25 protein-coding genes are annotated in these 20,651 nt (G+C 58.9%); 10 read left to right on the top strand and 15 right to left on the bottom strand.

The genetic code is table 11. The features are described from left to right. Positions 1-11: 11 nt before the first annotated feature. The 11 genes from ispH to FE840_RS08920 all read right to left on the bottom strand — a co-directional run bounded on the left by ispH (position 12) and on the right by FE840_RS08920 (position 8,430). Positions 12-1,016, bottom strand: a complete 1,005-nt coding sequence (ispH, locus tag FE840_RS08965) for a 4-hydroxy-3-methylbut-2-enyl diphosphate reductase (RefSeq protein WP_138285206.1) — start codon at positions 1,014-1,016, stop codon at positions 12-14. Positions 1,017-1,020: 4 nt separating this feature from the next. Then, entirely contained in the window at positions 1,021-1,386 is a 366-nt protein-coding gene (locus tag FE840_RS08960) for a DUF1304 domain-containing protein (protein WP_138285207.1), read from the bottom strand. 74 nt (positions 1,387-1,460) lie between these two features. Then, positions 1,461-2,219, bottom strand: a complete 759-nt coding sequence (locus tag FE840_RS08955) for an SURF1 family protein (RefSeq protein ID WP_425502113.1) — start codon at positions 2,217-2,219, stop codon at positions 1,461-1,463. Beyond that, positions 2,212-2,595 (bottom strand): DUF983 domain-containing protein, encoded by a 384-nt coding sequence (locus tag FE840_RS08950; protein WP_138285209.1) that lies wholly within the window; start codon positions 2,593-2,595, stop codon positions 2,212-2,214. The genes FE840_RS08955 and FE840_RS08950 overlap by 8 nt, the downstream gene beginning before the upstream one ends. 203 nt (positions 2,596-2,798) lie before the next feature. Next, complete coding sequence (locus FE840_RS08945) at positions 2,799-3,677, bottom strand: cytochrome c oxidase subunit 3 (protein ID WP_138285210.1); 879 nt, start codon at positions 3,675-3,677, stop codon at positions 2,799-2,801. 57 nt (positions 3,678-3,734) lie between these two features. Next, positions 3,735-4,367 carry a cytochrome c oxidase assembly protein gene (locus FE840_RS08940; RefSeq protein WP_138285211.1) on the bottom strand — a complete coding sequence of 211 codons (633 nt, stop codon included), beginning with the start codon at positions 4,365-4,367 and terminating at the stop codon, positions 3,735-3,737. Next, on the bottom strand, positions 4,357-4,491 hold the full coding sequence (locus FE840_RS21045; RefSeq protein ID WP_138285212.1) for a hypothetical protein: 135 nt from the start codon (positions 4,489-4,491) through the stop codon (positions 4,357-4,359). The genes FE840_RS08940 and FE840_RS21045 overlap by 11 nt, the downstream gene beginning before the upstream one ends. Next, positions 4,491-5,447: a heme o synthase gene (locus FE840_RS08935; protein WP_138285213.1), complete on the bottom strand. Its 957-nt coding sequence runs from the start codon at positions 5,445-5,447 to the stop codon at positions 4,491-4,493. Before FE840_RS08935 ends, FE840_RS21045 begins: the two co-directional genes overlap by 1 nt. An 84-nt stretch (positions 5,448-5,531) precedes the next feature. Next, entirely contained in the window at positions 5,532-7,199 is a 1,668-nt protein-coding gene (gene ctaD, locus FE840_RS08930) for a cytochrome c oxidase subunit I (protein WP_138285214.1), read from the bottom strand. Positions 7,200-7,215: 16 nt separating this feature from the next. Next, the gene (gene coxB, locus FE840_RS08925; protein ID WP_138285957.1) at positions 7,216-8,100 is read right to left on the bottom strand and encodes a cytochrome c oxidase subunit II; all 885 of its coding nucleotides are present in this window, start codon (positions 8,098-8,100) and stop codon (positions 7,216-7,218) included. 57 nt (positions 8,101-8,157) lie between these two features. Next, a complete protein-coding gene (locus FE840_RS08920) occupies positions 8,158-8,430 on the bottom strand; it encodes a hypothetical protein (protein ID WP_138285215.1) in 273 nt (90 codons plus the stop codon). Between FE840_RS08920 and FE840_RS08915 the strand changes: the two genes are divergently transcribed. The 5 genes from FE840_RS08915 (at position 8,429) to FE840_RS08895 (ending at position 11,623) form a co-directional block, all read left to right on the top strand. Then, positions 8,429-8,962, top strand: coding sequence for an invasion associated locus B family protein (locus FE840_RS08915; protein ID WP_138285216.1), 534 nt, complete (start codon positions 8,429-8,431; stop codon positions 8,960-8,962). The two genes, FE840_RS08920 and FE840_RS08915, sit on opposite strands and share 2 nt — an antisense overlap. Positions 8,963-9,073: 111 nt before the next feature. After that, positions 9,074-10,489 carry a metalloprotease TldD gene (gene tldD, locus FE840_RS08910; protein WP_138285217.1) on the top strand — a complete coding sequence of 472 codons (1,416 nt, stop codon included), beginning with the start codon at positions 9,074-9,076 and terminating at the stop codon, positions 10,487-10,489. Next, entirely contained in the window at positions 10,486-10,920 is a 435-nt protein-coding gene (locus FE840_RS08905; RefSeq protein WP_138285218.1) for a bleomycin resistance protein, read from the top strand. Before tldD ends, FE840_RS08905 begins: the two co-directional genes overlap by 4 nt. A gap of 56 nt (positions 10,921-10,976) precedes the next feature. Then, positions 10,977-11,228 (top strand): AbrB/MazE/SpoVT family DNA-binding domain-containing protein, encoded by a 252-nt coding sequence (locus FE840_RS08900; protein ID WP_138285219.1) that lies wholly within the window; start codon positions 10,977-10,979, stop codon positions 11,226-11,228. Beyond that, positions 11,225-11,623, top strand: coding sequence for a type II toxin-antitoxin system VapC family toxin (locus FE840_RS08895; protein WP_138285220.1), 399 nt, complete (start codon positions 11,225-11,227; stop codon positions 11,621-11,623). Before FE840_RS08900 ends, FE840_RS08895 begins: the two co-directional genes overlap by 4 nt. A 57-nt stretch (positions 11,624-11,680) precedes the next feature. On the opposite strand, the gene FE840_RS08890 is transcribed toward FE840_RS08895, so the two are convergent. The 3 genes from FE840_RS08890 to soxR form a co-directional block, all read right to left on the bottom strand. Then, on the bottom strand, positions 11,681-11,998 hold the full coding sequence (locus FE840_RS08890; RefSeq protein WP_138285221.1) for a nucleoside triphosphate pyrophosphohydrolase family protein: 318 nt from the start codon (positions 11,996-11,998) through the stop codon (positions 11,681-11,683). 94 nt (positions 11,999-12,092) lie between these two features. Continuing rightward, positions 12,093-13,382, bottom strand: a complete 1,290-nt coding sequence (locus FE840_RS08885; RefSeq protein WP_138285222.1) for a D-alanyl-D-alanine carboxypeptidase — start codon at positions 13,380-13,382, stop codon at positions 12,093-12,095. A 256-nt stretch (positions 13,383-13,638) separates the two neighbouring features. Then, complete coding sequence (soxR, locus tag FE840_RS08880; RefSeq protein WP_138285223.1) at positions 13,639-14,091, bottom strand: redox-sensitive transcriptional activator SoxR; 453 nt, start codon at positions 14,089-14,091, stop codon at positions 13,639-13,641. Between the two features lie 77 nt (positions 14,092-14,168). Here soxR and FE840_RS08875 point away from each other — a divergent pair, with 77 nt between their 5' ends. The 3 genes from FE840_RS08875 (at position 14,169) to FE840_RS08865 (ending at position 17,681) form a co-directional block, all read left to right on the top strand. Beyond that, positions 14,169-15,638: an MFS transporter gene (locus FE840_RS08875; RefSeq protein WP_138285224.1), complete on the top strand. Its 1,470-nt coding sequence runs from the start codon at positions 14,169-14,171 to the stop codon at positions 15,636-15,638. 99 nt (positions 15,639-15,737) lie between these two features. Further along, complete coding sequence (locus FE840_RS08870; protein ID WP_138285225.1) at positions 15,738-16,517, top strand: sulfite exporter TauE/SafE family protein; 780 nt, start codon at positions 15,738-15,740, stop codon at positions 16,515-16,517. A gap of 141 nt (positions 16,518-16,658) precedes the next feature. Then, positions 16,659-17,681 (top strand): polysaccharide deacetylase family protein, encoded by a 1,023-nt coding sequence (locus FE840_RS08865; RefSeq protein WP_138285958.1) that lies wholly within the window; start codon positions 16,659-16,661, stop codon positions 17,679-17,681. Between the two features lie 39 nt (positions 17,682-17,720). On the opposite strand, the gene pdxH is transcribed toward FE840_RS08865, so the two are convergent. After that, positions 17,721-18,353 (bottom strand): pyridoxamine 5'-phosphate oxidase, encoded by a 633-nt coding sequence (gene pdxH / locus FE840_RS08860; RefSeq protein ID WP_138285226.1) that lies wholly within the window; start codon positions 18,351-18,353, stop codon positions 17,721-17,723. Between the two features lie 65 nt (positions 18,354-18,418). Between pdxH and FE840_RS08855 the strand changes: the two genes are divergently transcribed. After that, a complete protein-coding gene (locus tag FE840_RS08855) occupies positions 18,419-18,874 on the top strand; it encodes an RT0821/Lpp0805 family surface protein (protein WP_138285227.1) in 456 nt (151 codons plus the stop codon). A gap of 226 nt (positions 18,875-19,100) precedes the next feature. Further along, the gene (locus FE840_RS08850) at positions 19,101-20,390 is read left to right on the top strand and encodes a DnaJ domain-containing protein (protein ID WP_138285228.1); all 1,290 of its coding nucleotides are present in this window, start codon (positions 19,101-19,103) and stop codon (positions 20,388-20,390) included. The last annotated feature ends 261 nt before the right edge of the window (positions 20,391-20,651 follow it).

Genomic DNA, 20,651 nt, shown 5'->3' with positions numbered 1-20,651 from the left:
CACTCACACACTCAGCCATTCACCCAGGCCATATCCTCGCGGGTCAGCTCCACATCGCGAAGCTCACGATTGACGAGGAAGTGCTCGTTTTCTTCTGCGGTGATCGCCAGTTCCACCTTGGCGTCGAAGCGCTGGCGGAAGGCTTCGATGATTTCATCGACAATGACTTCCGGAGCGGAGGCGCCGGCGGAGATGCCGAGCGTGCGGATGTTGCCGACATAGTCCCAGTCGATCTCGGAGGCGCGCTGGACGAGAAGCGAACGCGTGGCCCCTGCCCTCAAGGCGACTTCGACGAGGCGCTTCGAGTTGGAAGAATTCGGCGCTCCCACAACGATGAAGAGATCGCAGCCCGGAGCGGCCTGTTTGACGGCTTCCTGACGGTTGGTCGTGGCGTAGCAGATGCTGTCGGCGGAAGGCGGCGTGAGGTTCGGGAAACGCTCCATGAGACGTGCGATCACGCCGGCGGTGTCATCGACCGACAGCGTCGTCTGGGTGACGTAGCCGAGATTGTCGGGATCGGCGGGCTCATAGGCGTCGGCATCCTCGACCGTTTCGATCAACGAGACGCTGCCCGGCGGCAGCTGGCCCATGGTGCCGATGACTTCCGGATGGCCTTCGTGGCCGATCAGGATGACGTGCCGACCAAGTCGCTCATGGCGCATGGCCTGCTTGTGGACCTTGGAGACCAGCGGACAGGTCGCATCCAGATAGAATAGGTTGCGGCTCGCGGCATCTTCCGGCACGGATTTCGGAACACCGTGGGCCGAAAAGACGACCGGCTGTTCACGGTGTTCTGCGGGGATCTCGTCCAGTTCCTCAACGAAGATGGCGCCCTTGGCTTCCAGCCCCTCGACCACATAACGATTGTGGACGATTTCATGACGCACATAGACTGGCGCCCCGTAGCGCTTCAGCGCCAGAACCACGATCTGGATCGCGCGGTCCACACCGGCGCAAAAGCCGCGGGGACCACAGAGCCGGATTGTCAGGGGCGGTCGGTCTACATGCATGTTCATCGGTTCAGCCAGCGAGAATGACAGCGATCAGGGCAAGGGCGGCGGGCAAAGCCTGAATGACATAGATCTTCTTCGACGCCGTTGCTCCTCCATATAGGCCCGCAACCACCACACAGCCAAGGAAAAACAGTTTGAGCTGGTAGGCAAAGGCCGGATCGGGATGCACCAGCGACCAAATCAGGCCTGCTGCCAAAAAGCCGTTGTAGAGGCCCTGATTGGCCGCCATGACCCTGGTCTGGGCTGCCTGTTCGGGCTTCATACCGAAAGCCTTCATGCCGCGCGGTGTCGTCCAGAGAAACATCTCGAGCACCAGAATATAGATATGCTCGAGAGCAACGAGTGCCACGAGGAGCAAGGCCAAAATCGACATAGAGCATCTCCACAGGATGAACAGGCGCGAGACATGATGCGCCCTGCAATCGTCCTACCCGATCGATCGGCGGTTCACGATCTGAATCTTCGTTTTACCAGGGCGTAAAGCACGACGGACACAAGTGCGAAGGCCAAGCCATACCAGGTGATGACATATTGCAGATGGTTGTTCGGGAGGTCGATGACGGTCACACCGCCAATCGGCAGGCCTCCGGAAACGGGCTGATCATCCGCATCGAGAAAGAAGGGCAGAACCTTGTCCTGTGGCAGGTCAACCGAGGCTGCCATACGGTCCAAGTCCTTCCAGTAGAAGATATTGGCCGCTTCGTCGTTGTCCGGTACCAGTGCCGAGGGCTTTTCATCAAGACGCGCACGGGCAAGGCCGGAGATCTTTTGCTCTCCCTCAACCAGGCCTTCGGGACGGGTTGAAGGCTCCTTGCGGTCATACGGAACGAAGCCGCGATTGACGAGCAGGTAACGCCCGTCGGTCATGACCAGCGGGGTATAAACATAGAAACCGGACTGGCCCCGATGGGTCGCAAGGAAATGGCGCTCCTTGTCGTACAGGAAACGGCCCGATGCGGTTGCAGCGCGATAGTCAATCTCTGCACCAGCGCCCAGTTCCTGCTCTATCGCCTCGACGGACACAGGCGCAGCGGTTCGGCGCGCCTCGATCGAGGCCAGCAGATCCTCCTTCCAGTGGAGGCGCTGAACCTGCCAGGTGCCAAGTGACAGCAGAATACCAAGGGCTATCGGAACCAGGATGACGGCAAGCCAGAAGCGCCAAGGGCGCCCAGCAGGCGAGGCGTCATCTGCAAGCGTTTCATTCACGATCGAGCACTCCCTGGGCGGCATTGTTGCGATACTGCAAGCCGATCAGCAGCGCTTTCAGCGTGCGCATCAGCCAAAGGGTGACGACAATCGCAAGCGGCCCGAAGACGAGGATGTGGACCCAGATCGACGGCTGATAGTTGATCTCGGTCCAGACGGCGAGGCCGACGACCAGAAGATCGACCAGCAGGATCACAAAAATTGCGGGGCCATCACCGGCATCGATGAAAGAATAGTCGAGGCCGCAATTGCTACATTTTGCCTTTGGTTTCGTCAGACCGTCAAACAGCTTGCCCTGGCCGCAACGAGGGCAAGAGGCGTGTAGCGCTGCCTTGACCGGATCGACCGGAGCGTAGCGTGCCGTATCTTGATGCATCATTCTTCTCCCGGACGGCCTCTGTGTGTTGAACTCGAAGACCTGTGGCCGCCTGTATCCGCCACCAAGTCAAGGTGGCGCTTTCATTCTTGGAGAACCCTTAGAGCATGAGCGGGGTTCCTCGCTAGCCTCCGGATGGTCGCAGGCCCCCACAATGAGAAAGGGCGGCCCGAAGCCGCCCCATACGTTTGTTGCTCCTGCGCTTAGTGCTGCGCAATCGGTGCACCCCAGTCGCCCCAGATGTAGATGGCGAAGAAGAGAAAGAGCCAGACGACGTCCACGAAGTGCCAGTACCAAGCTGCCGCCTCGAAGCCGAAATGCTGCTTGGCGCTAAAGTGACCGGCCAGAGCACGGAAGAGGCAGACGATCAGGAAGACCGTACCCACGAGAACGTGGAAACCGTGGAAGCCGGTCGCCATGAAGAAGGTCGCGCCATAGATCGAGTTGGTGAACTCGAAGGGAGCAACGGCATATTCGTAGGCCTGCACGCCGGAGAACAGAACGCCGAGAGCAATCGTCAGCGACAGGCCATAGACCAGACCCTTGCGATCATTGTGCAGCAGGGCATGGTGCGCCCAGGTCACGCAGGTACCAGACAGCAGAAGAATGATTGTGTTGTAGAGCGGCAGGTGCCATGGGTCGACAACTTCGATGCCGACAGGCGGCCACTGCCCACCCGTGAAGGCGACACGAGACGTCTGGATCGCTTCATCGGGGTAGAGGCTGGCATCAAAGAAGGCCCAGAACCAGGCGACGAAGAACATCACCTCCGAGGCGATGAACATGATCATGCCGTAACGCAGATGCAGGTTCACGACGCGCGTGTGGTGCCCCTCATGGGCTTCCTTGATCGTGTCGGCCCACCAGGCGAACATCGTGTATAGAACGATGGCAAGACCGATGAAGAAGATCCACGGATTGGCGAAATCAACACCGAACATGTTGAAGGAGCCGCCGCTCAGATAGCGCATGTAGCCGACGCCGCCGAAGGCCAGGACGAATGCGCCGATGGATGCCAGAAGCGGCCACGGGCTTGGATCGATAATGTGGTAGTCGTGGTTCTTCTTGTGTGCTTCGGCCATTTCAGCAATCCCCGAAATTCAATTTCCAAACAAGGTCCCGGCGAACCGGAGCCCCTCTCACAGTTGCGGTTGTCCGTCTACTTCCCGAACCGGCAAAGATGCTACCGGCTGATCGTCCCCACGCGGGAAGAAGGTGTAGGACAGTGTAATGTTGTTGATCGTCTTGGTGTCTTCATTGTCAACAATCGCCGGATCGACGAAGAAGACCACCGGCATTTCCATGCTTTCGCCCGGCTGCAGCGTCGTTTCCGTAAAGCAGAAGCACTGGACCTTGTTGAAATAGGCCCCGGCTTCAAACGGTGTCACGTTGAAGATCGCCTCCCCCTTGACCGGACGGTCGGAGGTATTGGTCGCCACATAGCGGATTTCGACCGTTTCACCGATCTTCGGCGAAACCTTCTTGTCGATCGCCTTGAAATCCCAAGGCAGGGAACTGGATACATTGGCATCAAAGGTGACGTTGATCGTGCGGTCGAGGACCACCTCGGACAGTTGCTCCACACGCTGTGTCGTGCCGCCGAGGCCGGTGACCTGGCAGAACAGCTGATAAAGCGGTACCGCTGCATAGGCCATGCCGACCATGCTTCCAACAAAAGCGACGCAGGCAATGGCCACAGTCGTATTGCTGCGTTTCAGCGCAGGATCCTGAGACAGATTGGTGCTCACGGCAGAAACCTCCTCAACTCGCATTGCCGATCTTAACGATAGTGACTGCGTAGAAGATGATTACGAGGATCGCCAGGACAAAGCCAAGGGCGATGTTGCGACCGCGGCGCGACTTCTTCTGCTTGTCGTTCAGTTCAACGGTATCCATCAGACCTGACCTCCGAAATATGTCAGGGCTTCGCCGACATAGAAATCGATCATTAGCGCCGAGAAGACGGCAAAGAGGTAAACGATCGAATAGGCAAAAAGCTTCTTGGCCGGCACCATCTTCTCATCGCCATCCGGCATGCGCCAGACGGCGATGGAACAGTATATGAAGACTGCGCCGAGCGCTGCGGCAATCAAGCCGTACCAGATCGACGCAAGACCGGTGAAGGTCGGGATGACGGCGGTCGCGGCAGTCAGCACGGCGTAGAGCATGATCTGCAGCTTGGTTGACGGAATGCCGGCCACATTCGGCAGCATTGGCACGCCAACGGCGCCGTAGTCCTTCATCTTGAACAGGGCCAAGGCCCAGAAATGGGCCGGCGTCCAGAGGAAGATGATCATGAACAGCACGATGCTGTCGAAGGATACGCCACCGGTCACGCAGGCCCAGCCGATCATGGGCGGGAAAGCACCGGCTGCGCCACCAATGACGATGTTCTGCGAGGTCCAGCGCTTCAGCCACATGGTGTAGATAACGGCATAGAAGAAAATCGTGAAGGCCAGCAGGCCGGCGGCCAGCCAGTTCACGGCAAGTCCGAGGATGCCCACGGAGAAAACGGACAGGATAAGGCCGAAGGCAAGCGCTTCATTGGGCGTGACACGACCAGCAGGTACCGGACGGGTCGCAGTCCGCGACATCACGGCATCGATATCGGCATCATACCACATGTTAAGGGCACCGGATGCGCCTGCACCGACGGCGATGCACAGGATGGCGATCACGCCGAGAACGGGATTGATATCACCCGGCGCCAGAACGAGGCCGGCAAAGGCGGTGAAAACCACGAGCGACATGACGCGGGGCTTCAACAGTTCGAAAAAATCGCGCGGGCCGGCTTCAGAGAGGCGGACCTCTCCGTTCATGCCGAACGTGTCACGATTGTCGATGACAGTCATTGTCTTGCCTTGTGTGTTTTACTCTGCATCGGATGCCGCAAGCCAGAGACTTGCGGCATCCGGGTTTTTTGCTTGAGCAGACGCTTACTTGATCTTCGGCAGCTGTTCCCACTGGTGGTATGGCGGCGGCGAAGACAGCTGCCATTCCAGAGTGGTCGCACCTTCACCCCATGGGTTGTTGCCCGCAAGACGCTTCTTGGCGAAGGCTTCAAAGACACCGTAGAGGAAGATCAGGACTGCGAAGGCCGATACGTAAGAGCCGATCGAAGAGACATAGTTCCAGCCGGCATAGGCATCCGGATAGTCGATGTAACGGCGCGGCATGCCGGCAAGGCCGAGGAAGTGCTGCGGAAAGAACACGAGGTTCACGCCGATGAACATCACCCAGAAGTGCAGGTGACCGACCCATTCGGAATACATGTAACCGGTGATCTTCGGGAACCAGTAGTACCAGCCGGCGAAGATCGCGAAGACGGCACCGAGCGACAGAACGTAGTGGAAGTGAGCCACAACGTAATAGGTGTCGTGCAGCGAGCGGTCGAGACCTGCATTGGCGAGCTGGACGCCGGTAACGCCACCAACCGTGAAGAGGAAGATGAAGCCGATCGACCAGACCATCGGGGTCTTGAAGGTCAGCGAGCCGCCCCACATCGTCGCGATCCAGGAGAAGATCTTGATACCGGTCGGTACCGCGATGACCATGGTTGCGAAGAGGAAGTAGCGCTGGGCCTGGAGAGACAGACCGACGGTGTACATGTGGTGCGCCCAGACGACGAAGCCGACGGCACCGATGGCAACCATGGCATAGGCCATACCGAGGTAACCGAAGACGGGCTTGCGCGAGAAGGTCGACACGATGTGGCTGATGATGCCGAAGGCGGGCAGGATCAGAATGTAGACTTCCGGGTGACCGAAGAACCAGAACAGGTGCTGGTAGAGAACCGGGTCACCGCCGCCTTCCGGCGAGAAGAATGCCGTACCGAAGTTGCGGTCGGTCAGCAGCATGGTGATGGCACCTGCCAAAACCGGCAGCGACAGAAGCAGAAGGAATGCGGTTACCAGAACCGACCAGGCGAAGAGCGGCATCTTATGCAGGGTCATGCCCGGTGCGCGCATGTTCAGGATCGTGGTGATGAAGTTGATCGCACCTAGGATCGAGGACACACCGGCAACGTGGAGCGACAGGATCGCGAGATCCACTGCCGGCCCCGGCTGCCCGGAGGTCGCAAGAGGCGGATAGAGAGTCCAGCCCCCACCGACACCATAGCCACCGGCAGGGCCTTCGACGAACATCGAGAGCACGAGCAGGATGAAGGCCGGGATGATCAGCCAGAAGGAAATGTTGTTCAGGCGCGGAAACGCCATATCCGGCGCACCGATCATGATCGGGATCATCCAGTTGGCAAAACCGCCGATGAGCGCAGGCATGACCATGAAGAAGATCATGATGAGGGCGTGCGCGGTGGTGAACACATTATACATGTGCTTGCCGCCATCGATGGCAGCGTCACCTTCGAAGCCATAGACCATGGAGGCCAGACCGTGGAAGATCTGGATGCCGGGATCCTGCAGCTCCATACGCATGGCAACTGACATCAGGGCGCCGACGATGCCGGCCATGATCGCGAAGATCAGGTAGAGCGTTCCGATATCCTTGTGGTTCGTCGACAGGAACCAGCGAGCAAAGAAACCGGGCTTGTGATCATGATGCCCGTCGTGGGCATGATCGTCGTGGGCAACAGAACCAGCCATTGTCCTCACTCCTCTCTTAGTTCGAAACAGTTGCGGCGGTCTGGACGGCAGCAGGAGCGCCATCTACAGCAGCCATGAGCGCGCGATTGGCCGCACGAACATCGTCGGCAGCGGCAGCAAGCCAGGCGGCATACTGCTCGTCACTGACGACGCGGATCGCAATCGGCATATAGGCATGGTCCTTGCCGCACAGCTCGGAACACTGGCCATAGTAAAGACCTTCACGGTCAGCGCGGAACCAGGTCTCGTTCAGACGACCAGGAATGGCATCGATCTTGATACCGAAGGCCGGCATAGCGAAGGCATGGATGACGTCGGTCGGCGCAGCAGTGACCAGCAGGCGAACGGTCTTACCAACGGGCACAACGACTTCATTGTCCACAGCCAGCAGACGCGGATAGCGGGCGACATCTTCCTTGCCGTAGGTTGCGCGGTCTTCTTCCTTCAGCATGTAGCTGTCGAAAGCGATTTCCTGCTCACCTTCATATTCGTAGCTCCAGAGCCACTGGGTACCGATCGCCTTGATCGTCACATCCGGATTTTCCGGCATCTTCAGCTGATAGGTCAGCAGGTTGAAGGACGGGATTGCAAGGAAGAGAAGGATCAGGACCGGACCCAGCGTCCACACGACTTCGATGGTCGTATTGTGGCTCGTCTTGGACGGGACCGGATTGGCGCTTGCGCGGAACTTCACGACGACAACGACGAGAAGAGCCAGAACAAACAAGGTGATCGGAACAATGAACCAGAGGGTATATTGTTCAAACCAACGGATCTGCTCCATGATCGATGTCGCTGCATCCTGGAAACCCATCTGCCAGGGCCTTGGCTGGTCGGCGAAGCTGGCAGAAGCGAAAAGCAGACAGGCCAGCCCGGCCACAGCTGCAGAGATTCTCTTCATCACGGTTAGTCTCCCACAAGCGCTTGATCCACATCAAATCATAGCGCAAAAATCATGCTAGTGTCGCCGTTTCAAATCACAGATTGGCCGCAATCGCAATACGCTGCAACGAAAGCCGGTGCGGCATTTTTGCGCTTCATCAACTAGATGAGTGAGATGCCCCCAGCTTTTTGCAGGTGAAGCGCCAAACTCCGCTTTTGCCTCGGTACGTTGAGGAAATTCAGTCCCAATTATGCCGCAGTCGGGCTTAAAAGAAACCAACAGGTCTTTCAATTTGGGCAGCCCGGCGACAAGAATGCAGGGGATGATTCGATTTCCAGAGGTATCCATGGGTCTTCCACGACGTCTATGGCCTGGCATTGTCGCCGGCGTTCTCACATTCGCCGCGCTCGCGACGGTCGCCCAGGCACAGCAATCTCCGCAGGCACAGGCCGGAGCCGTGCGCTCGAACCACGGAGCATGGTCCGTTATCTGTGATACGCCCGCCGGCGCATCTGCTGAGCAATGCGCCTTGATGCAAAACGTGATTGCCGATGATCGTCCCGAGGTCGGTCTCTCCGTGGTCGTGCTCAAGACAGCGGACCGCCAGGCCGAGATCCTGCGCATTCTGGCGCCGCTCGGCGTGCTTCTGAAAGACGGGATGGAGCTTTTCGTCGACGGCAACAATATCGGGCGCGCCTATTTTACCCGCTGCTTTTCTGAGGGCTGCTATGTCGAAGTCGAAATCGACGACGAGCTGATGAAGATCCTGCGTGCGGGCAACAGCGCCGTGTTTGCGCTTCGCGAATCCGCCGATCAGGACCGGGTTGGCATTCCGATCGAGCTCACCGGCTTTGCCGAGGGCTATGACACTTTGCCTTGAGGCTGCTTAGCCAGGGCAAGGTGCTTCAACTTTTCGGGGGCAGGCCGCCAAGGCTTGCCCCTTCGCTTTTGCGGTCCTACATGGGCCTGAGGACCAGATAAGGAGTATGCCGTGACCGAGGACCTGATTTCGCTGTTCGATTGTGATGAAGCGACTTTGCAGCGCCGGGTCGCCGATGCGCTGAATGGAGCCGACGACGGCGAATTGTTCATCGAACATGCCCAGTCGGAATCGCTCACCTTTGACAATGGTCGCCTGAAGGGCGGCTCGTTCAACACCGACCAGGGATTTGGACTGAGGGCCGTCGCCGGCGAAGCCGTCGGCTATGCACATGCGGGCGAATTGTCACTCGCCGCCCTCTCCCGCGCAGCCGACGCCGTCGGTGCCGTGACACATGGTTATGCCGGCTCCTATGCTGCTGCACCGCAGCGCACGAATTCCAGACTGTATGGCGATGGCAACCCGATCGGCTCTCCGACATTTGAGGAAAAGGTCAAGCTGCTCTCCGAGATCGACGCCTATCTGCGCGACAAAGATCCCAAGGTGCGTCAGGTCACCGCTTCCATTGCCGCAAGCTGGCAGGTGGTCGAGATCCTGCGCGCCGATGGACACCGTGTGCGTGACATCCGGCCCATGACCCGGATCAACATCTCGGTTGTCGCAGGCGCCGGCGACCGCCAGGAAAGCGGCTCCTTCGGGCGCGGCGGGCGGATGACGTTCAACGATTTCCTCACCGAAGACACATGGCGCCTGGGTGCCGATGACGCACTGCGTCAGGCGCTGGTCAATCTCGAGGCGCAGGATGCCCCGGCGGGGACGATGGATATTGTCTTGGGCAGCGGTTGGCCGGGTGTCATGCTGCATGAGGCTGTCGGCCACGGACTGGAGGGCGATTTCAACCGCAAGAAGACATCGGCCTTTGCCGGGCTGATGGGCGAGATGGTGGCAGCCCCCGGCGTGACCGTCGTGGATGACGGCACGATCAACGACCGGCGCGGCTCGATTACCGTGGATGATGAAGGCACGCCATCGGCCTATAATGTGCTGATCGAAAACGGCAAGCTCGTCGGCTACATGCAGGACCGCCAGAATGCCCGGCTGATGGGCATGAAGGCCACCGGCAACGGTCGTCGCCAGGGCTATGCGCACCAGCCGATGCCACGCATGACCAATACCTACATGCTCTCCGGCGACAAGACACCGGACGAGATCATCTCGTCGGTGAAGAAGGGTATCTATGCCGTGTCCTTCGGTGGCGGTCAGGTGGATATCACCTCCGGCAAATTCGTCTTCGGCTGCACCGAGGCATACCTGATCGAGGACGGCAAGATCGGCGCACCGGTCAAAGGCGCCATGCTGATCGGCAACGGCCCGGACGCGATGAAGCGGATCTCGATGATCGGCAATGATACCAAGCTCGATACCGGGATCGGCAATTGCGGCAAGGCGGGCCAATGGGTGCCCGTCGGCGTGGGCCAGCCGCATCTTCGGATGGACCAGATCACCGTGGGTGGCACGAAGGCTTGAGAACAAACGCGCTCGTCCCAGAACTGGCGGTCAGCAATTGGCGGACGAGCCGCGCATTTTGCTGCGACCTGATCGGCTTTAAGGTCGCCTATGAGCGGCCCGAAGAAGGCTTCAGCTTTCTGACACTGGGTCAAGCCCAGCTCATGATCGACCAAATCGGGATCGGTCGAACCTTCGAGGTCGAGGACGCGCCTCTCGAACGCCCCTTCGGTCGCGGACTGAACCTGCAGATCCTCGTTTCACGGGTTCAACCTGTTCTGGAACGACTGGCGCGTGCTGGGATAGACCTTTATCTACCGCTGGAAGAGACATGGTATCGCAAGGATAATCATGAAGTAGGCAACCGCCAGTTCGTGGTGGCCGATCCGGATGGTTATCTGTTGCGGTTGTTCGAAGATCTTGGCGAACGGCCCAAGGGACAGTCTGGCTGATACAGCAGCCTTGCGAGAATTGAAATTTCCATTACCTTGAGCGCAAGGAGATTTCGATGACCTCACTGGCTGTCACGATGAAAAGCCAAGTGACACTGAAGCGCGAGCTTCTGCAGCATCTTGGTGTGAAACCTGGTGAGCGGATTGCCTTCGACAAGCTTCCGGGCGGAGAATTGCGGGTTCGTGCGGAGCGACCAGCCGGTAAAATCGATGCGTTCATTGGACGGCATGCGGGCAAGGTGAAGCTCCCCCTTACCCTTGAAGAGATCAATGCCATCGCGGCCTCCGGCTGGGCCGGTGACGAATGAATATATCTGTCGATACGAATGTTCTCATCCGTGCTGTTCTGCAGGACGATCCAGTGCAGGGCAAAGCAGCAGCAAATCTGATGTCAAGGGCGTCCCTGATTGCCATTTCGCTACCGACCCTTTGTGAATTCGTCTGGGTCCTGCTGCGCGGCGCGAAGCTTTCTCGACCTGAGGTCGCGCAATCGATCCGGGATCTTCTTGAGGCGCAGAATGTGTCGATGAACCGAACGGCGGTGGAAGCCGGGCTTTTTGTGCTGGAAGCCGGCGGCGACTTCGCCGATGGCGTGCTCGCTCACGAAGGACACTGGCTTGGTGGTGAAGAGTTCCTCACGTTTGACGCAGAGGCCGCACAATTGCTGACGCGACTTGGCCTTCGCGCACGTGTCCCGTCATGAAGCCAATGTCGGGAGGACGCCACGGAAGAACTGGAATCCCCATCATTGTGGGCACTTTCACTTACTTGAATTGGCCCCAGAACTGAAATGCCCTTTTCGCTTGATCGCTGCTTCCAAGTCGAGTTTGTGGTGGCGGGCGAATAGCAGCACATGACCAAGCAAGTCTGCAGTTTCGTCGGCGAGCAGTTCCTTGAGTTCGCTTGGGGTCATACCCTTGCTGCGGCTGCGGCCACTCACGCGATTGGCCACTTGCAGCAACTCCCCTGCCTCTTCGGCAAGCTTCAGAAGGAACCAGTCACCATCGCGCTGGACAGCGTTTTGATCCGCATAGCGCGCAGACGCCGCCTCGAATCCTTCCATCAGATCACGCAGCATTTTGTTCTCTATTTGTTCGTAAGAACAGTCTCGTGATTCCGGGTTACCGTCAAGGCAGACCCTCCGCAACCGAGTTTTCGGCGATCGTCACGACCTAGCTGCGCGCGGGCGTCAGGACACAGTCATATCGCTTGGCGACGAGCAGGTCGCAGGCCTTGCGGGCAGCTTCCTTGGTCTCGAAGCCGGTGAAGCGGGCGCGGAAGAAGGTGACGCCGTTGCGGGTGACCATTTCGGTATAGGTGTCGAGTTCGGCAAGCGGGCCACCGATCTTGGAGCGGGCATCGGCCAGAAGGAGCATGGCGGCTTCGGCGGAATTGGCGGCGGCGATCTGGACCTGCCATTTGTTCATCGGCTCGACAGAGGTCTCGAACTTCGGGCGCGGCCTTGCATTGTCGATGCTGCCGGTCGTCAGTGCCGGATTGGCATAGGCGCTTGCGGTCTGTAGGTCGAGATTGCCGTTTGCGCCGGTAATTCTGTTGATGGCGGCCATGGCATCGCTGCGGGAGGGAGGAACCGGAACATCATCGCCCAGCCGGGCGAGATCAAGCTGTGCACTGACCGAACGGCTGGCCATCAGCATATCGCCCGACTCTGCCTTGCCGATATTGGCATCGATGAGCTTTTCCATAATGCGGTCGCGGCTTGCAGCGGTGCGGCCACCCATGACCACGCCGACCACACGTCGTCCGTCTTTTTCGACAGCGCTAACAAGGTTGAAGCCCGATGCATTGGTATAGCCGGTCTTGATACCGTCCATACCCTTGTAGCGATACATCAGGTTGTTGTGCCCGTTGATCGTGCGACCACGGAAAGTGAAGCTGCGGGTCGAAAACAATTCGTAGTCATCCGGGTAGTCGCGCATCAGGGCAATGGCGAGCGTCGACATATCGCGTGCGGTGGTGAACTGCTGCGGATGAGGAAGACCGGAAGCGTTGAAGAAGGTCGTGCTCATCATGCCCAGACGGCGCGCCTGGCGGGTCATCATCGCTGCGAAATTCTCTTCCGTCCCTCCGAGTTTCTCGGCAAGAGCAGCGGAAGAATCATTGGCGGAGCGGACGATCAAGGACAGCACTGCCTCTTTCACCGTGATTTCATCACCAGCTTTCACGCCCAGTTTTGTCGGTGGACGCGAGGCGGCGTATTTCGAAAACAGTACGGGGCTGTCCCATTTCAGGCGACGCGAATGAATGGCGTCGAGAACCATGTAGACGGTCATCATCTTCGTAAGTGATGCCGGGTGGCGCAGGGCGTCGGGATGTTCTGCCGCCAGTATCTCGCCGGTGCGCGCATCCAGAAGAAGCTGGGCGCTGTTGTTGGCATAGGCCGATGTCGAAAAGCTCATGATCGTCAGGAAAAACGAACATACGATCAGCAGCCTTGGCATGAACCCTCCACACACTTACACGGATATCTCTGTTGGTTTCCCAGCAAGGCCTGCTTGCTGCCTCACCAAACTGGTGGAAGCTGCTAGGGCAAGAATGGGGCGACAATCAGCCAAACGAACACAAAATCCGAAAATTCCGCTGGCTTTAGGGGTTGCGTCACTATGGTTACCGGGCCGTTAACGCCTGCCGCAAGATCCGGCCTACAAGAACTGGTAGTCGGCAGAGATTAAAGACTATCCCGCTGATTTCATTTATCTATTCTGGGATTCTCTCAAACAGGACCGCACCGGCTCCCTCATCGGAGAGGCGGTCTGACGGGTTCATCAGCTCGCAATGGCTGAGCGAGAGGCAACCACAGCCGATGCAGCCATCAAGATTGCTCCGCAGACGCTGCAGGAGAATCATGCGCCGGTCGAGCAAGGAGGCCCAGCCGGTTGCGATACGACGCCAGTCTTCCGCCGTCGGCGTTCTTGAATCGGGCAGGCTTTTCAACGCTGCCGCCACTTCAGAAAGCGGCAATCCAATCTCCTGGGCGGCGCGAATGAGTGCAAGACGGCGCAGAACGTCCCGGTCATAGCGGCGCTGGTTGCCACTTGTGCGGTCGGCTGCAATCAGCCCCTTGCGCTCATAGAAATGGATGGCTGAAACGGCCAGGCCGCTGCGCCTTGCGACATCGCCAACCGTCAGGCCCGGATTTTTTCTGGACATGGGCTTTACCTCAACATTGGTTGAGGTTGTAGCATCACCACGATCATGATGAAATCAGGCAAGCAGGAATGGACCGGATGACAATACCAACAGAAAGCCTGGTCGATCCTCAGCCTTTGGCGACAGGCCCTGAGACGACCAGTCCATCCCCGTCCGAGGACAGTCGCTGGGCCGAATTGCTGACCCCGCACTATCTGGCGACTACGGTGATGCTGTGCATCGGCGTTGCGCTCTTTGCCTTCAACAGCTTTCTCGTGACGACGGTCCTTCCAACCGCCGTCATGGAGATCGGCGGCGGCGAACTCTTGTCCTGGTCGATCACGCTCTATCTGCTTGGCTCCATTCTTGGCGGCATGAGTGCGGCCTTGCTGAAGGCGCGTTTTGGCGCGCGTGATGCGCTGCTCGCCGCCGGACTGCTTTTCCTCATCGGCACGATGATCGCCGCTTTCGCCGAGAGCATGGATCAGGTGCTGGCCGGACGCGTTGCGCAAGGTCTTGGAGAAGGTGTCGTGGCAGCCCTCTGCTATGCGCTTATCCCGGAACTTTACCCGTCCCGCCTGGTGCCGAAAGTCTTCGGTGCGGAAGCCGCCGTCTGGGCCATCGCCTCGTTCGGCGGGCCCTTGGGCGCCGGCTTCATCACCGAGACGGTTTCCTGGCGAGCGGCATTCCTGGTGAACGCCCCCATCATCCTTCTCTTTCTCCTGCTGACGCTCAGGATTGCGCCGACGCAAAGGGCCGTGACGAACTCCAAAGGTCTACCGCTGCTTCGGCTGCTCCTCTTGTCCCTCGGCATGCTCAGCCTTTTGATGGCGGGACTGTTCGAGCGCCCTGCCCTCACCTTCGCTGCGGTGCTTCTCGCCATTCTTCTGATGGCAGGCAGTATCCGGCTCGACCGGTTTTCAATGACACGCCTGCTCCCGACCGGAGCATTTGGTTTCAGCTCTACCGTTGGCCTCGGTCTCTGGGTCGTGCTGCTGATGCCGGTCGCCCAGGCCACAAGCAGCGTCTATCTGGTCTTCAGCCTGCAGCATCTCTTAGGCTATGGGCCGACACTCGCCGGCGGCCTCGGTGCGGTCATGGCCATGTCCTGGAGTGTTGCTGCCGTCACGATTGCCAATCTCAAGCATCGGAACCAGCGCAGGCTGGCAATACAGTTCGGCCCGCTGCTGCAGCTTCTCGGCATCCTGACGCTGGCGAGCGGCATTTTCATGCGCGAGATCGGCCTGATTGTTCTGGGGCAGATCACCATTGGCGCCGCCTTTGGCGTCAGCTGGGGCTATCTGAGCCAGATGCTGATGGATGTCACGCCGGATGCCGAACGTGACAAGACATCGGCGCTGCTGCCGACCCTGCAATCGGCGGGTTTTGCCATTGGCGCGGCGATTGCGGGGCTCATAGCCAACACTGCCGGCTTCGATGCGAAGGCAGACGCAGATCACCTGCATGATATCCTGACGCTGACATTCATCGTACCGCTTGTCTGGGCCATTCCCGCCAGCCTCTGTGCCTATCTCGCGGTGAAGCGGGCGCCCGAACCATGGAGGTGAATTTCAATGCCCGCAGGGCATGCATCTGGTCAGAAAACCGCATGACACTTTTCCGAAACCTGCGTAGAAGCAAGATCCTACCCAGCTGGATCACCCTTCATGAATTCCGACAGTCTGCTGTCCCTTCCGCCGCTTGCCGCCACCGGCGTGGATCTCGTCATCCTGCTCGTCTGCATATTCGTCGCAGGGTTGGCGCGAGGCTTTTCCGGTTTTGGGGCAGCACTCATCTTCATGCCACTGGCGAGTGCCATCATCGGGCCGAAAATGGCTGTCGCCATGCTGTTCGTTGCGGATCTCTTCACCTCCTGGCCGATGATCCCTGGTGCCTTTCGCCAGTCGAACAAGGCAGAAATCGGGACCATGCTGATCGGGGCGATCATGGGTGTGCCGACCGGCACATTCATTCTCGCCTATGCCGATCCGCTTGCGCTGCGCTGGGGTATCATCGTGCTGGTTACCGCATTGTTGCTCCTGCTCATGTCCGGCTGGCGCTATCACGGTGCCCCGACCAAGGCCGCAACGGTCAGCGTCGGGGCCGTATCCGGCGTGCTGGCCGGCGCGGCCCAGGTGGGCGGGCCGCCAGTCATTGCCTACTGGCTCGGCGGGACATTGCCGGCGGGACTGGTGCGGGCCAATATCGTCTTCTATTTCGCGCTTGGAACGGTGCTGACCGGGATTACCTATAGTCTCGCCGGACTGTTTACCGGCAGTGCCATCCTCCTCGGCCTGATCGCGGCACCACTGTTTGGCGCCGGGCTCTGGATCGGATCACATACCTTCGGCAAGGCAAGCGAAGGTGTCTTTCGCCGTATCTGCTACAGCCTGATCGGAATTTCTGCGCTGCTTGGCATGCCGCTCCTTGATCCCTGGCTGCGATAAGCGTCACTATGGCAATCGTGTTTGTAGCTTTAAGACGATTGCAGACGATGCCCATTCAACAAGCATTAATCGTCGCGCCCTAGATTTGCCCGCGATAGGCGAGTAAATCGAGCAATCCGAATGGGGAGACATCAGACGAGCATGGGCAATATCAGGCGCATGGCGATCACCGGCGGTCTGATCGTCGCGAATTTTACCCAGAAGCTTGGGCTGATGGCTGGCGCGCGGGGACTCGGCGTCATCTTCACACTTCACCATGTGCGCCCCTATCAGCCGAAAAGCTTTGAGCCAAACCGGCATCTTGAGATCACGCCCGATTTTCTGGCCCGGGCGATCCTGCGCCTCAAGGCGGATGGCTACCGTTTTGCCCGTCTTGAGGATGTGGCCGAACTGATTGCCGAAGGTCGGCGGAATGAGCCTTTCGCGGTGCTGACGCTGGATGACGGCTTTCGCAACAATGTCGAACATGCCCTGCCCGTCTTCGAGCGGCATCAAGTGCCGGCGACGATCTTCATCGCCAAGGGGCTGAGCGAGCGCAGCCACAGCATGTGGTGGGAAACCGCTGCGGCATTGATTGCCCGGAGTGATCGCCTGCAAATGACCATCGGTGGCACGGAGCTTGTTTGCGAGACCCTTTCAACCGATCAGAAAAACCGGGCCTTCGATCGCATTTCACAGGCCATCTTCGCCCAAGACGAGGCGCTCGCCATTGCTGATCTCAACAGAGCCGCCGACAGACAAGGGATCAATCCGCTTGCGCTCGTTGCCGATCAGGTGATGAATGCCGATGAACTGAAGGCCATTGCAAAGCATCCGTTGCTGACGCTCGGGGCGCATACAGTGTCGCATCGCGGGCTGGCACTGCTTGACGATCAAGCCGTTTTGGCCGAACTGACCGAAAGCGCGGCCTATGTGGAAGCAATCAGCGGGACAAGGCCGACGACATTGGCCTATCCCTATGGGGACAGGCGGAGTGTGAGCCCGAAAGTGGCGGCCCTTTCCGAATGGGCCGGTTTTCGCCTTGCCGTGACGACAAGACCCGGCACGCTGAGCGAGCGCAGCCTTGAACATGCGCAGACGCTGCCGAGGGTCTCTCTGAATGGCTTCTATCAGAAACCAGCCCATGTGTCGGCGCTTGCCTCCGGCATTCCGTTTCGCCGCTGATTGCGACCAAAAGCAGCGACGAAACGTATAATCCGCCGATCAGGGATACATCCGCACCTTTTCCCAGCCCGTTGCGAGATCGGTCGCAGTCTCGCTGCGGCGAAACTCGATCCGGTCATGCAGGCGGAACTTGCGGTCGTGCCAGAACTCGATCGAGCGCGGAACAATGCGGAAGCCGGACCAGTGCGGCGGGCGCGGTACGGTGCCAAGCGCAAACTTGGCGGTATATTCGGCGACCGCCTTTTCCAGCGCAAAGCGGCCCTCGAGCGGGCGCGACTGACGCGAGGCCCAGGCACCGATTCGGCTGCCGAGTGGGCGGGAATTGAAGTACTCGTCGGCTTCCGCATCCGAGACCACCTCGACATTCCCCCGCAGCCGGACCTGGCGGCGCAAGGATTTCCAGTGAAAACACATCGCCGCCTTTTTCTGGCCGAGAATTTCCTGTCCCTTCTGGCTTTCAAAATTCGTGTAGAAGACAAAACCCCGGGTATCGAGGCCCTTGAGCAGGACCATTCGCACATTTGGCATGCCATCCGCATCGACTGTCGCCAGCGCTACAGCATTGGGATCATTGATCTCCGATGCCTTGGCGTCCTCCAGCCATTGGGCGAAAAGAGCAAATGGCTCTGCCGATTCCGTGAAGTCACCAGTTGTTAACTCCGTTTCTGACATATTGTATCAAATGCTCCTGAACGTCATGTTGAAGGACCCGGCGGCTGCGCCATACGGTAAGTCCCGTGAAAGACATAGCAAAGTCGCTCAAGCGTACAAAGGGTAAGGCGTTGCGTAAAAGCAGGTACATTCTCGTCTTAGCCGCGACACTTCCGCTCAGCGGCTGCTTTGGCAGCAGTATGGATCTGTTCGGCAACGAGACGGTCGACAGCTCGATTTCGACGAGCACGGTCGCGCGGTCAAACAGCTTGCAGGGCGGCTCGGACGAAATGACGGTTCAAAATGCCGTTTCCTCCGCAGACCTTACGAAGACTGGCGGCAACCCGCTTCCCTGGGCGAATGCGTCGACAGGCAGTGCGGGCGTCGTCACCGCAATCGAAGAGCAGAAGAACGGCAACATGATCTGCCGCAATTTCTCCACCACCCGTCATTCTTATGAAGGCATCGCCTATTTCTCGGGGAAAACCTGCACCGCTGGCTCCGGCAATTGGCAATTGATGAGCTTCGACCGTCAGTCTTGACCTATGCCATTTTAGATATTGCTTTTTAGATGTTTCAGTCATCAGACCGAAACAGGTCTGAGAGCTCGTCCGCTTGCATCTGTAACTATCAATTAGCAACTTCTGTGTAGGCTCTCCTGGGGTTACTCCGCCGGTACACCATGACTTCGGTCGTCTCGGCCCATTAGTTGTTCCAGGCCCCGAGCCATGAATGTGCTCGCATGCCTGTCTGTTGTTGGTGGCGTTGATGCGAGATTTTTATTCAATACTCGGCGTTAAGCGCGATGCAGGTGCCGACGAGATCAAGGCGGCATGGCGCACAAAGGCCAAGACGGTGCATCCTGATCAGAACCGGGATGATCCGGAGGCGCATAATCGATTTGCTGAAATTGGCCGAGCCTATGAAACCCTGAAGGATCCCCAGAAGCGCAGCCGCTACGACAGCCAGCGCGCCAAGGTCGAGGCGCTGGAGCGCGAACAGACAATTATGCAGCAGCGGCAGGCCGCACGGGAAGCTGCCGAAAAGGCGAAGATCGCCAAGGCCAATGCCGAGCGCATCATGGCAGAGCTTGCCAAGGCCGAAGCCGAAAGACTGAAGGCCGAACAGGCCGCCGCAGCGGCATCGGCTGCCAAGGCTGCAGCCGATAAAGCAACGGCTGACAAGGCCAAGGCAGCTGCCTCTGCGACCCAGGAAAAGAAATCCTCATCGGCACAAGACAGTGCCCAGACGGATAGCAAGGGCAAGGCGGACGCTTCGCAGGGCGGCGCAAATGGTTCAACCAGTTCACAGGCCAAAGGCGGCGGCCCTTCGTCTGCCAGCGGAAGCACGGAGGATGTCGTCAACCGGATCTTTGGCGATACGCCGGAAGCTGCGGCTGCGGCGGAAAGCCTGAAGCGTGAACAGGATGCGCGCACCGACGACCATTCCCTTGGTGATGGGCTTGTTCCGCGTCCGGGCCCCTCCATTCTGGCGCCAATCGAGCTGTTCAGCTTCTTTGTCCGCCGTTTGCGCGGTGTCGAGCCGCCGCCGGAGAAGGCACCCGATGTGTTCGCCGAGGCGACTGTCAGCATTGCAGACCTGCTGGAACAGAAAACGGTCCCGATTACCCTGAGCGACGGTCGCGAGTTGCGCGTCCCCTTGAGCGGAGCAACCGAGGGGCATGTGGTTCGGCTCAAGGGCCAGGGGCTGAAGATCCAGGGCATGGTCCGCGGCGACGTTGCCGTGACCGTGCGCGTTTCGCGGTCAGAGCGTTTTGTGGTGGACGGTTACGACATTCGCACCGTCTTGCCAATCACGCTGGAAAATGCGGTTCTGGGTTGTGAAACCGAGGTGGAAGGGCCCGAGGGCAAGGTCGCATTGACGGTCCCGACCTGGGCGAATTCCGACCAGACCATCCGGATCGATGACATGGGCCTGCCGAACGGCGAAGGAGGACGTGGTGCTCTCGTCGTCGAACTTCGGGTCATGCTCTGGGAGAAGCCGGACGAAAAGGTCACGGACCTGATGCGGGTCATGCGCGAAGGCCTTTACCTGTAATATCCATCCCATGATTGCCCATAGGGTCTCGACGGAAAGCTTGTCCGTCGCGACAGTGTTTACACGGCTCGATGGGCTCATACCAAATCTCGATGATCGGGACCTACGGGACCCTGTCACCGAGATTTGGCATAACTGCACATCCACCGCGGCCCGCCTGCGAAGCCTATCTCCTCGGAAATCTGAGTAGAAATTGCTAACGAAAACCGGCGTTCCCGGCAGTTTGAGCAGAATTATCTTCAAACACACCCTTTGTTACGG

The organism is Peteryoungia desertarenae (genome assembly GCF_005860795.2).
Lineage (GTDB): Bacteria > Pseudomonadota > Alphaproteobacteria > Rhizobiales > Rhizobiaceae > Allorhizobium > Allorhizobium desertarenae.
Note: the sequence above shows the minus strand (reverse complement) of the source record. Positions and strands in the feature narration are given on the sequence as shown.

Coding starts and splice junctions, on each gene's coding strand:
- ispH (WP_138285206.1), bottom strand. CDS start 1,016: ATGAACATGCATGTAGACCGACCGCCCCTGACAATCCGGCTCTGTGGT.
- FE840_RS08960 (WP_138285207.1), bottom strand. CDS start 1,386: ATGTCGATTTTGGCCTTGCTCCTCGTGGCACTCGTTGCTCTCGAGCAT.
- FE840_RS08950 (WP_138285209.1), bottom strand. CDS start 2,595: ATGCATCAAGATACGGCACGCTACGCTCCGGTCGATCCGGTCAAGGCA.
- FE840_RS08945 (WP_138285210.1), bottom strand. CDS start 3,677: ATGGCCGAAGCACACAAGAAGAACCACGACTACCACATTATCGATCCA.
- FE840_RS08940 (WP_138285211.1), bottom strand. CDS start 4,367: ATGCGAGTTGAGGAGGTTTCTGCCGTGAGCACCAATCTGTCTCAGGAT.
- FE840_RS21045 (WP_138285212.1), bottom strand. CDS start 4,491: ATGGATACCGTTGAACTGAACGACAAGCAGAAGAAGTCGCGCCGCGGT.
- FE840_RS08935 (WP_138285213.1), bottom strand. CDS start 5,447: ATGACTGTCATCGACAATCGTGACACGTTCGGCATGAACGGAGAGGTC.
- ctaD (WP_138285214.1), bottom strand. CDS start 7,199: ATGGCTGGTTCTGTTGCCCACGACGATCATGCCCACGACGGGCATCAT.
- coxB (WP_138285957.1), bottom strand. CDS start 8,100: ATGAAGAGAATCTCTGCAGCTGTGGCCGGGCTGGCCTGTCTGCTTTTC.
- FE840_RS08915 (WP_138285216.1), top strand. CDS start 8,429: ATGGGTCTTCCACGACGTCTATGGCCTGGCATTGTCGCCGGCGTTCTC.
- FE840_RS08920 (WP_138285215.1), bottom strand. CDS start 8,430: ATGGATACCTCTGGAAATCGAATCATCCCCTGCATTCTTGTCGCCGGG.
- FE840_RS08900 (WP_138285219.1), top strand. CDS start 10,977: ATGACCTCACTGGCTGTCACGATGAAAAGCCAAGTGACACTGAAGCGC.
- FE840_RS08895 (WP_138285220.1), top strand. CDS start 11,225: ATGAATATATCTGTCGATACGAATGTTCTCATCCGTGCTGTTCTGCAG.
- FE840_RS08890 (WP_138285221.1), bottom strand. CDS start 11,998: ATGCTGCGTGATCTGATGGAAGGATTCGAGGCGGCGTCTGCGCGCTAT.
- FE840_RS08885 (WP_138285222.1), bottom strand. CDS start 13,382: ATGCCAAGGCTGCTGATCGTATGTTCGTTTTTCCTGACGATCATGAGC.
- soxR (WP_138285223.1), bottom strand. CDS start 14,091: ATGTCCAGAAAAAATCCGGGCCTGACGGTTGGCGATGTCGCAAGGCGC.
- FE840_RS08875 (WP_138285224.1), top strand. CDS start 14,169: ATGACAATACCAACAGAAAGCCTGGTCGATCCTCAGCCTTTGGCGACA.
- FE840_RS08870 (WP_138285225.1), top strand. CDS start 15,738: ATGAATTCCGACAGTCTGCTGTCCCTTCCGCCGCTTGCCGCCACCGGC.
- FE840_RS08865 (WP_138285958.1), top strand. CDS start 16,659: ATGGGCAATATCAGGCGCATGGCGATCACCGGCGGTCTGATCGTCGCG.
- pdxH (WP_138285226.1), bottom strand. CDS start 18,353: ATGTCAGAAACGGAGTTAACAACTGGTGACTTCACGGAATCGGCAGAG.
- FE840_RS08850 (WP_138285228.1), top strand. CDS start 19,101: ATGCGAGATTTTTATTCAATACTCGGCGTTAAGCGCGATGCAGGTGCC.